Origin of the sequence: Phormidium sp. FACHB-1136 (genome assembly GCF_014697375.1) — a bacterium.
GTDB lineage: Bacteria > Cyanobacteriota > Cyanobacteriia > Phormidesmidales > Phormidesmidaceae > Nodosilinea.
The window spans coordinates 48,798-56,505 of the sequence record NZ_JACJRS010000031.1; the positions used below are offsets into that span (position 1 = coordinate 48,798).

Sequence of the window (7,708 nt, forward strand, 5' to 3'; positions counted from 1 at the left end):
GCTGGGGGTGAGGGCTGTCTAATGCAACCTACACGCCCGACGGAGGGTTACAACAAATCCCAAAGCTGGGGGGGCACAAGTTGATGAGGGCCATCGCGCAACTCAGCTAGGGATCGCCACACCGCCGGGAAGGGTTCATCACCCTCCAAGCCATCCAGGACATCCCGCTGATAAAGCGACTCATCCACAAACCGCCCGCTGTAGACAAACAGGATTTCGTGAGCCGTTTCGCCATGGAACTCAAAGATGTTTTCAACCACCCCCAGCAAGGCAATGTCGGTAATCTCGGCTCCCAATTCCTCGCGGATTTCCCGCACCACCGCCGCCGCGCTGGTTTCCCCCAGGTCAATGCCGCCCCCCAACGGACGGGCATAGCCAAACTGCCGCACCGGGTCGTAGCCCTCATGAACCAGCAACTCATCCCCCCGTCGCAACACACAAATCGCCGTTGGCCGAATCCGCTTTTTGCCCATGGATGACATTCCCCATCGAACGACGTTGTCCCACCGTTTAAATAATGCGCAATGCCCATCCTACGGCACTTATCTTCGGCCTAATGCACCCTATGCACTAATGCACCCTGCGCACCTGAATCATTTGCCTATGCTTCCTTCTGCCCCCGTCTACCTCACTCTGGAAACCTATGATTGACACGCTTTTAGTTTTAGGATCGACCCTAATAAGTGGATGGTTAGCTGGACGAGTAGAACCACTCACAGTCTTACCGACCGCTCCAACCCTTGCCCGTGATTTGCCCGCGAACGTTGCTGGGCAAACCCTAACGGGTACCGTCATCGGCTATGGGGAAGGCGACGAAAACGAATGGCTGATCCAAACAGCGACTGGGGTGGTCGTAGCTGATGCTGGCCCTCGTTGGTTTCAAGTGATTGACATTCCCCAAGGAGAGGCCATCACCCTGACCGGTCGCTGGGATGAGGGGGAATTTGATGTCATCACCATTACCCGCGCCGACGGCACTCAAATTGCCACTGGCCGCCCTCTACAAGGGCCACCCCCTTGGGCTGGTGGGCGAGATCGGCCATCTTCTACCCGAGGACAGCATCAAGACCCATTTCAGAACGATATGCGGTCCCAAGGTAACAGACCTCAACCGGGCCAAACCCTAACGGGAACCGTGGTGGGCTACGGGGAGGACGACGAAAACGAATGGTTTGTCCAAACGGCCACCGGGGTGATTTTGGCGGATGCAGGCTCTCGGGAGAATCAGGTGATTGACATCCCCCAGGGAGAAGTCATCACCCTGATCGGTCGCTGGGATGAGGGCGAATTTGATGTCATCACCATTATCCGCGCCGACGGCACACAAATTTTCATCGACCCGGATTTCTAATTATCCATATCCCATACCCCATACCCCAATACTCTCACCCCAAAACCACCATGCCTACCCTCACCGAAACCCCCACCCTAATCCCCCCGTCCACCCATCCCCATGCGGATGTGATTCACCGCCTAGAAGCGGGTGGCTCGATGCTGCCGGATACGCCGGAAAATTTGATGCAAATTATCGGCATCTACAAAGCCTATGCAGTGCCGATGGATTTCTACTGGCGGGATTTGCTCTACATTGCCGAGCGGGTGTTTTTGAACCCAATTCCGGCCTTTAAATACTTCTTGCCCCAGGACTATTTAGACCTCCACAATCACTACGCTGGCGACACCGCTGACCTCCGCATTTGGCGAGGGGAAGCTACCGCTCACCCTGAACTGCTGGAATTTATGGAAAAGGGCGAAATGAAGCGCAAGCTGCCCAAACTTTTCCATCACCTCTGGCACGACCGGGTGAATATGGAATTTGCCGAAGCCTGTATGACAGCGATGCTGTGGCATCAGGATATGGGCGGACGGTTTAACGACTACCTCTATACCGACGAATACAAAGCGGCCTGTGATCGGGCCATTAAAGCCTATTTCAAAGGCAATCCGGTGATGCTGGGGCTGCACAAGCTGTTCCCGGAAATGTTCTACGAAAAGTGCCGCGAGCTGTCCTACTATTCCAACCTGGGCCTATTTTGGGAAGTCATGGCTCCGGTGTTTTTCGAGATGTCGGATATCTTTGATGAAGGCGGCTTTAAGGGTGTTCCCGACGCCATGAATTTCCTGGTGAACGGAATTTTTGCGGTGGCAGGGCGGCCCATTTATCACCATGTTTATATTGGCGACGAATGCTTTGAACTGATTCCCAAATCCTGCGGTTTCACCTGGCTCTATGAAGCGGCATTGCCCTATGTGGAGGCCGTCTTCTACCGCACCGCCCCCTTCCGAGGCACCAAATCCTACAACGCCCAGGCAGGTCAGGTGCCTATGGATCAAAACGACTTCCACTATGGCATTCTCTACGCCGATGTGTTTCCGGTGGGCAGTGCGGGCATTCCTCCCACGCTGCTGATGCAGGATATGCTGCACTTTTTGCCCCAGTATTTGCTCGACTATTACCATCAACACTGTCGCGGCGAAGACGACATGCTAATTCAGCTCGGTATCACCTTCCAGCGGTCGATGTATAACGTGACTTCTGCGGTGATTCAAGCCCTGCGGACGGCGTTGCTCTATCCCCTAGATGACCCCAACCCCCGTCACCTCGCCGCTAACCGCAAATTCTTCGAGGCCCAAATGGATCGCTTCCTGCGCCCCGAAGCTCGCCTGCGCGATATCCAGCGCCAGGAGTACCGCTAGGTCAGCAAAACCTCGGTTTCTTGAGGAGACCGAGGTTCTAAGGGCTACTCTCCCTCTAGGTCAATGCCCTGGGCTTTTAGACGGGCTTCTAGGGCGGCGAGGCGGGCTTCGGCTTGTTCGGCCCGCTGGCGTTCCTGGTCGGCCCGCTGACGTTCCTGGTCGGCCCGTTGTTCGGCTTGTTGGCGAGCGATGGCCTCCTGCCGCAGGGCTTGGGAGAGTTCGCTGGGGATCAGCAGTTTTTCCCCCGTATCTTCTCGGTAAAATCCAATCAGATCGCCCTCCACCTGCAACCGTAGATTGAGGGGGGCACTGCGGCCATCGGTGATCGGGTGGTAGATTTCGTGTTCCAGTCGATAGCCTTGCAGTTGATCCTCCACCCATTCGCCACGGGGGTCGAATAGCCAGTATTCCGCCACGCCCATTTGTTCGTAGAGGGTTTTCTTGAAGGTTTTGTCTTGGTCTTGGGTGCTGGCGGAGGTCATCTCAAAAATGACGCTGGGTACCTGGCCCTCTTGCCAAATTTTGTAGTTGTCGCGGCCACCGGGTTCCACATCAAAAATCACCATCACATCCGGGGCCACCCGCAGCCGGGGCATCCCCTCGGAGTAGTAGAGAAACTGGTTGGCCAGCACCGTGGCCCGTTGGCCCTCCATATATTGCCGCAGCACCTCCAGGGTCACCAGCAGGGCATAGAAATGGGTATAGGTTTCGGCCACGGGTTCACCGTCTGAACTGGGGTAGTCGATGGGGTCAGGATTCAGCACTAGGGCCACATCCGTAGGACGGGGGAGAGCGGCAGTCACGGCAGGATGGGAAAAGCAACAGTGATTTTATGGTAGGCCAGCCCTAGGGGACTGGGGGCGAAAGTGCCTACAATTTAGTAACGTTAGGTAACGTTTTTCCGCCGCCGCCTTCCAGACGTTGCCTCAGTCCGTCCTGCCTCAGTCCGTTGTTGCCCTGAACCTATGGCCAGTTCTCCATCCCAATCTGCCCCGTCCACGATAGGAGCCATTTTGCGCCTGCTGCGGTGGGATAAGCCCACAGGTCGCCTCATTTTGATGATCCCAGCCCTGTGGTCGGTGTTTTTGGCGGCGGCGGGGCAGCCCCCCTGGCCCCTGGTGGGGATCATCGTGTTGGGCACCCTGGCCACCAGTGCGGCGGGTTGTGTGGTTAACGACCTCTGGGATCGCAATATTGATCCCCAGGTGCAGCGCACGAAAAAACGGCCCTTGGCGTCTCGCGAACTCTCGGTAGCGGTGGCTGTGGTGGTGCTAGTGGTGTCGCTGATCTGTGCCTATGGTCTGTCGCTGTATCTGAATCGGCTCAGTTTTTGGATCTCTGTGCTGGCGGTGCCGTTCATTTTGCTGTATCCGGCGGCCAAGCGGGTGTTTCCGGTGCCGCAACTGGTGCTGTCCTTGGCCTGGGGCTTTGCGGTGTTGATCCCCTGGGCAGCGGTGACAGGCAGCTTAGAACTTCCGGCCTGGATTCTCTGGCTGGCGGTGGTGCTGTGGACGCTGGGCTTTGACACCGTCTACGCCATTCCCGACCGGGAGGATGATCGGCGGATTGGGGTCAACTCAGCGGCGCTGTTTTTTGGCGACTACACCCCCCAAGTGGTAGGCTTCTGCTTTTTGGGCACCTGGTTTTTGCTGGTGTGGCTGGGCGTTGTTCTCTTTCTAGCTTGGCCCTACTGGGTGAGTCTGGCCCTTTCCCTTATTCTGTGGTCGCGCCAGTCCTACTTGCTCAGCCGCTACAACCCGCCCCCTCGAATCTACGGCAAAATTTTTCGACAGAATGTGCAACTAGGCTTTATGGTGCTGTTGGGGATGATCTTTGGAAGTTTGTAATTCACCATGGCGATGTCACCTGAAACCCCTCCCTTCCAGTCCATGTCCGTAGAAACCCTGGCCCAACGGCTAGCGGCAGGGGATGATCTGCAACTGATCGACGTGCGAGAACCCGACGAACTGGCCCTAGCGAGTCTACCCGGATTTGTAAACCTGCCCCTCAGCCAATTTGGTCTCTGGGGCGACACCATCCACAGCCAGCTAGAGGCCGACAAGGAAACCGCCGTCCTTTGCCACCACGGGATGCGTTCCGCCCAAATGTGCGCGTGGCTGGCTCAGCAGGGGTTCACCCATCTCCACAACATCAGCGGCGGCATCGACGCCTACTCCACGGTGGTGGATCGCTCCGTCCCCAGGTACTAGGGCATTTTCTCGGCAAGCGACTTTCCAGGGGTGAACTGTGCCTACCCTACAGATAGCCGCCCCGACCGCACCAAGGCTTCCAACCTGTTGAATTTCTCCTCGCTTTCCCACCATGTCCCCTTCCCCCGATGAGACCCCCACCCTGCCCCAAGGCCCAGGCTTTGGGGTCACGTTTCTCTACTACTTTGTGGGCTCGGCCTTAGTCACCACGCTGATGGCCACGCAAACCCTGGGGATCGGTCTAGAAACGGGCCGAGCTAACCCGTTTGGTCTGCTGTTTGGGGTGATTGGTGGCCTCGTAGGAGCCAGCCTCAACCGCAGCAGCACCCTCACCCTCACCTGCCCCAATCAAAAAACCTTTAAGCAACAGCTCACCAATATTCTGGCCGAGATGGGCTATAGCGAAGTGCCCGATGCCCGCGAAGACGGCATTCTGGTCTACCAACGCACGGGGCTATCGGGCCGTTTCTCTGGCAAAATCTACGTGCTGATTGCCGGAAAAATCGCGAACCTGGGTAGCCGCGCCAGCCACCTCCGCCGCCTGCGCCAACAGCTTGAAAAAGCAGGCATTCGTTAGCCTTAACCCAACCCAAACCCCATAGCCTCGATTCTCAAAAGGCAGAACCCTAGGGTGCATTTGTGGCTGCACCCCGATCTGGCAAGGATTTGATCGCTTTGATGAGCCGCCATGCACCACTGAGGGCTTGGGGATAGCCAAGTGGGTTTGGGATGAAAGGTCTCTGGGAAAGATGCTGGGGGTGAGGGCTACAGATTCGTAGAAATCGCCTGCACCGGGCAGGTAGGGATACACTGCTCACAGACAATGCAGCGGCTGCGGTTGAAGACGAGCTGAAAGCTGGTGGGATCGAGGGTGAGGGCGCGGGTGGGGCACACCCCGGTACACAGCCCACAATGGACACAGAGATCCTCGTTAATCACAATCTCGCCGCTGGCCACCGAGACCTGAATATCCTGGGCCTCTAGCCAGTCGATACCGTCGTTAAGCTGGTCGATATCCCCCGACAGCTCTACCACCAGAGTCCCTACCTGGTTGGGGGCCACCTGGGCGCGAATGATGTTGGCCGCAATATTGAAATCCTTGGCCAGCCGATAGGTGATCGGCATGTGAATCGACCGCTTGGGGAAGGTGAGTTTAACCCGTTTTTTCATGGCTGGTAGACTAAATAAGGGTACGGCCTTGAGGCTGCTACCGTGTCTTCACTGTACCGCTAGTTTCCCTCACCTCCCCATGGCCGCAAACCTTCCTTCCTCTGGCAATATCCTGCGTAATCTGGTGGTGGCCGTGGTAGCCATTGCCCTCACTGTCGCGGTTTTCTTTGGTCTGCGTACCCAATCGGCCACTCCGTCCCTGGCCTCCCTGGCCCAAACCGCCACCCCCTACGAACTGGCCCAAACTAACGACAAGCCCACCCTACTAGAGTTCTACGCCGATTGGTGTACCAGTTGTCAGGCCATGGCCCCAGAGATGGCTGACCTGCGCCAAACCTACGGCGACCGGGTGAATTTTGTCATGCTCAACATCGACAACGACAAATGGCTACCGGAAATGCTGGAATACCGGGTGGATGGCATCCCCCACTTTGTCTATTTTGACCAGGGCCATACCCCCATCGCCACCGCCATTGGCGAACAACCTCGCACCATCCTGGCCGACAACCTCGATGCCCTCATCGCCTCGGCCCCCCTGCCCCACGTCCAAACCCTAGGCCGCGCCTCCGAAATTCCCACCGATCCCCTCAGCCGCCGTGCGGTGATTGATGATCCCCGTGCCCACGGTAGCCAAGTCGTCAACTAAACCTCGCCAGGAAGGACTGCGCCAACCAGCGCCCCCCTACCCTAACGGCCTCGAAATAGCCGATAGTAGTAGGGAGGAGTTATGTGCTGGAGGCTACGAAATGGCGATTACCCCCGATTCTGTACGCGAACTACTGCATTCTGAAGACTATGGTGATCGTCTGCGGGCCGTGAACCAAATGCGCGATCTCGACCCCGCCGTTGCCTTTGACTTGGCCCAACTTGCTGCCAACGATGGCAACGCCCGCGTCCGCTATGCCGCCATCAGCCAGCTTGCTAGTCTGGGGCAACAAGACCTTGCCACCGTGGAACCCCTGCTGCGCCGCGCCCTCACCAACGATCCCGAACCAGACGTACAGGCCGCTGCCGCCGACGCCATTGGCGGACTGCAACTCCGCAGCGCCTATGCCGACCTGGCAGCGGTGTATCACAGCACCGGAGAGTGGCTGGTGCAATTCAGTATCATCGCGGCCCTGGGCGAACTGGGCGACCCCCAAGCCTTTGCCCTACTGCAAGAGGCCATTCAGTCAGACAACGACCTCGTCGTCACCGCCGCCATCGGTGCCCTAGGCGAACTCCAAGACGAGCGGGCCATTCCCCTCCTACTTTCCTTTACCAGCCACCCCGATTGGCAGGTGCGCCATCGCCTGGTGCAAGCTCTCGCCCAATTTCCCCAACCCGAGGCCCAGACCGCCCTCAATAGCCTTACCCAAGACAGTTCAGCCATTGTGGCAGAGGCCGCTGCACAGCACCGCCGTCCCTAATCCCCACAGTGGACACCGCCTGACTGCCTGACACATCTTTATGCCGCCTCCCAGGGGGGCAATTGACATCGTATGGACTGGATCCTAGAGAACCAGATGCGGTCATAGTACTGGTCTTCGGCGTTTTTAGAGGCAAAGCAGGGTTCAGGGTCAACGGTGAGCAGGGGGATGGGTTGGAGCAACGGACGCCCTTTGTTGACGGCACCCTTGAGCCAGCGGAGG

The 7,708-nt window shown here is 57.7% G+C and carries 11 protein-coding genes; 7 read left to right on the forward strand and 4 right to left on the reverse strand.

Annotated elements, in window-relative coordinates; genetic code table 11:
- Positions 1-47 precede the first annotated feature (47 nt).
- Positions 48-473 (reverse strand): NUDIX hydrolase, encoded by a 426-nt coding sequence (locus tag H6G62_RS11530; RefSeq protein ID WP_190495196.1) that lies wholly within the window; start codon positions 471-473, stop codon positions 48-50.
- Positions 474-751: 278 nt separating this feature from the next.
- Here H6G62_RS11530 and H6G62_RS11535 point away from each other — a divergent pair, with 278 nt between their 5' ends.
- The gene (locus H6G62_RS11535) at positions 752-1,351 is read left to right on the forward strand and encodes a hypothetical protein (RefSeq protein ID WP_190495197.1); all 600 of its coding nucleotides are present in this window, start codon (positions 752-754) and stop codon (positions 1,349-1,351) included.
- A gap of 50 nt (positions 1,352-1,401) precedes the next feature.
- Complete coding sequence (locus H6G62_RS11540; RefSeq protein ID WP_190495199.1) at positions 1,402-2,697, forward strand: CO2 hydration protein; 1,296 nt, start codon at positions 1,402-1,404, stop codon at positions 2,695-2,697.
- Positions 2,698-2,741: 44 nt separating this feature from the next.
- Here the strand turns inward: H6G62_RS11540 and H6G62_RS11545 are convergent, their stop codons facing one another.
- Positions 2,742-3,500 carry a Uma2 family endonuclease gene (locus H6G62_RS11545; protein ID WP_347239340.1) on the reverse strand — a complete coding sequence of 253 codons (759 nt, stop codon included), beginning with the start codon at positions 3,498-3,500 and terminating at the stop codon, positions 2,742-2,744.
- Between the two features lie 162 nt (positions 3,501-3,662).
- Between H6G62_RS11545 and H6G62_RS11550 the strand changes: the two genes are divergently transcribed.
- The 3 genes from H6G62_RS11550 (at position 3,663) to H6G62_RS11560 (ending at position 5,484) form a co-directional block, all read left to right on the forward strand.
- Positions 3,663-4,544, forward strand: coding sequence for a 4-hydroxybenzoate solanesyltransferase (locus H6G62_RS11550; protein WP_190495201.1), 882 nt, complete (start codon positions 3,663-3,665; stop codon positions 4,542-4,544).
- A 6-nt stretch (positions 4,545-4,550) separates the two neighbouring features.
- Positions 4,551-4,907: a rhodanese-like domain-containing protein gene (locus H6G62_RS11555; RefSeq protein ID WP_190495203.1), complete on the forward strand. Its 357-nt coding sequence runs from the start codon at positions 4,551-4,553 to the stop codon at positions 4,905-4,907.
- A 112-nt stretch (positions 4,908-5,019) separates the two neighbouring features.
- Positions 5,020-5,484, forward strand: coding sequence for a hypothetical protein (locus H6G62_RS11560; RefSeq protein ID WP_190495205.1), 465 nt, complete (start codon positions 5,020-5,022; stop codon positions 5,482-5,484).
- A 188-nt stretch (positions 5,485-5,672) separates the two neighbouring features.
- Here the strand turns inward: H6G62_RS11560 and H6G62_RS11565 are convergent, their stop codons facing one another.
- Entirely contained in the window at positions 5,673-6,077 is a 405-nt protein-coding gene (locus H6G62_RS11565) for an NIL domain-containing protein (RefSeq protein ID WP_190495206.1), read from the reverse strand.
- Between the two features lie 79 nt (positions 6,078-6,156).
- Here H6G62_RS11565 and H6G62_RS11570 point away from each other — a divergent pair, with 79 nt between their 5' ends.
- Both H6G62_RS11570 and nblB read left to right on the forward strand, forming a co-directional pair.
- Positions 6,157-6,723, forward strand: coding sequence for a thioredoxin family protein (locus H6G62_RS11570; RefSeq protein WP_190495207.1), 567 nt, complete (start codon positions 6,157-6,159; stop codon positions 6,721-6,723).
- A 100-nt stretch (positions 6,724-6,823) separates the two neighbouring features.
- The gene (gene nblB, locus H6G62_RS11575; RefSeq protein ID WP_190495209.1) at positions 6,824-7,486 is read left to right on the forward strand and encodes a phycobilisome degradation protein NblB; all 663 of its coding nucleotides are present in this window, start codon (positions 6,824-6,826) and stop codon (positions 7,484-7,486) included.
- A 38-nt stretch (positions 7,487-7,524) separates the two neighbouring features.
- On the opposite strand, the gene H6G62_RS11580 is transcribed toward nblB, so the two are convergent.
- Positions 7,525-7,708, reverse strand: a 184-nt coding sequence (locus tag H6G62_RS11580; RefSeq protein WP_190492888.1) for a hypothetical protein, incomplete at its 5' end; no start/stop codon positions are given.